The sequence below is a fragment of the Ligilactobacillus equi DSM 15833 = JCM 10991 genome (assembly GCF_000615765.1).
Classification (GTDB): domain Bacteria; phylum Bacillota; class Bacilli; order Lactobacillales; family Lactobacillaceae; genus Ligilactobacillus; species Ligilactobacillus equi.
The window spans coordinates 1-1,543 of sequence record NZ_BAMI01000120.1; the positions used below are offsets into that span (position 1 = coordinate 1).

The following is a 1,543-nucleotide window of genomic DNA, read 5'->3' on the forward strand; positions in this document are numbered from 1 at the left end:
ATCGGGTCCAAGCGAATCCTCAACAACGCCGGCACCAAGTGCTAGCCCAAGTATAACTTTAGGCGAGTCAGCATCGTCTCAATCCTCGACGTCATCGTCAAGTGAAGTAGCAAAATTAGATGCCACTCCAAGTGCGAATTTAAGCGAGTCATCACCATCTGAAGTAAGTTCAGAGTTATCAAATAGTGGGGAATTCCTTAGTTTAGGACAAGAAGATACAACGGTTGAGGCCGATATAGATTTTGAGAAACCAAACGGTGTACTTTTGAAGCCGGTACTAAACCAAGATTCAGAAGAGGGTATTTTGACAGGGATACATTCTAAAAAAGGCTTAAAGAAAATTGCAAATGGTCAACCAAGTTTTAGCGCATCGGATCGTAAAAAAGTAGCAAATGCCAAAAGACAATTACCACAATTGAATGAAGAGGGGACCAGTCGAAAATTAGTTGAAGTGATGGTAGTAATATTGATGGTGCTAATTTTTGGTCAAAATCTTCGGAAAAAATTCAGGGAATAACATAAAGGGGAAAAGACCGCGTAAAGTTCTAGTGTAAGCACACCATAACAGGACGTAAAAAGAAGCGATGGAAAAAATCCACTAGTTAGGATTTCACCATCGCTTTTTTGTTCTTAATTACTGAGAGCTAACACAATTTTCTCTAAGGCAGGGCGGTGTTCTTCGCCAAATTGAGCTACCAATTGTTCCATAATTTCTTGCAAGCTAAGCCCTTGAGCAACTAATTCATTGTAACGTGTTATATAGCTAATTGTTGCGTCGGTAGCTTCGTCATAAGCCTCTTCGTACGCCTCTTCATACGCCTCTTCATACGCCTCTTCGTATGCATCCATTAATTTATCTTGTAATCTCATAAAATCATACCTCATCTTTCCGCTAGTTTTGATTGAAATCATGAGCTCTTTTACCATCGTGATGAACTCATCATCACTGGTAGGGCGCTCAGTTAAAAGTTTGAGAAAATCTTGTAGGTCTCTTGGAAGACCAGTTAAATCACCATAAGGATAAATTAGATAGGTGGTCTGCTTATCGGGATATTTGTGGCCATCTTGGCTACGTGAAGTAATCTTATGAATAGCCTTACCATCACCAAAATAATCATACATAGTAATCATGATAACGCAAGTACTATGACGCTGGCGATAACTTTGCCCTTTCTTTAACATCTCAGTGGCCATGACGGCGTGATAATAGCCAGTCCGATTGGCAGTATCATGGTTGTCTTTATTTTGCATTTCAAAGTCAATCATGTCCCCATCTAAACTTTGTAAAAACATATCTAACCGAATCCCACGTGCATCACCTCCAGGATCAAAGGGTTTTTGTTCCTGACTGATGGTCAATTCATCTTTCTTGTAACTAGAGTCGATGAGAGCCACCAGGTGAGCCGCCACGTGATTACTACGTAAAACATTGTAGAAAGTCAATTACCCCCGAACAAGTTCGGGGGCTTGTAACTCACGACACTTGCGTGTCAGTAGTTCAAACGGTTAGGCAAGCCTAATCTCCTACCTTAATGTGGCTACA

At 40.8% G+C, this 1,543-nt stretch carries 1 protein-coding gene and 1 pseudogene; one reads left to right on the top strand and one right to left on the bottom strand.

Annotated elements, in window-relative coordinates:
• Positions 1-517, top strand: a pseudogene (locus JCM10991_RS15480) (hypothetical protein); the annotation flags it as partial.
• Between the two features lie 113 nt (positions 518-630).
• Here JCM10991_RS15480 and JCM10991_RS11655 read toward each other — a convergent pair.
• Positions 631-1,443 carry an Rpn family recombination-promoting nuclease/putative transposase gene (locus JCM10991_RS11655; protein ID WP_025021583.1) on the bottom strand — a complete coding sequence of 271 codons (813 nt, stop codon included), beginning with the start codon at positions 1,441-1,443 and terminating at the stop codon, positions 631-633.
• Between the last annotated feature and the right edge of the window lie 100 nt (positions 1,444-1,543).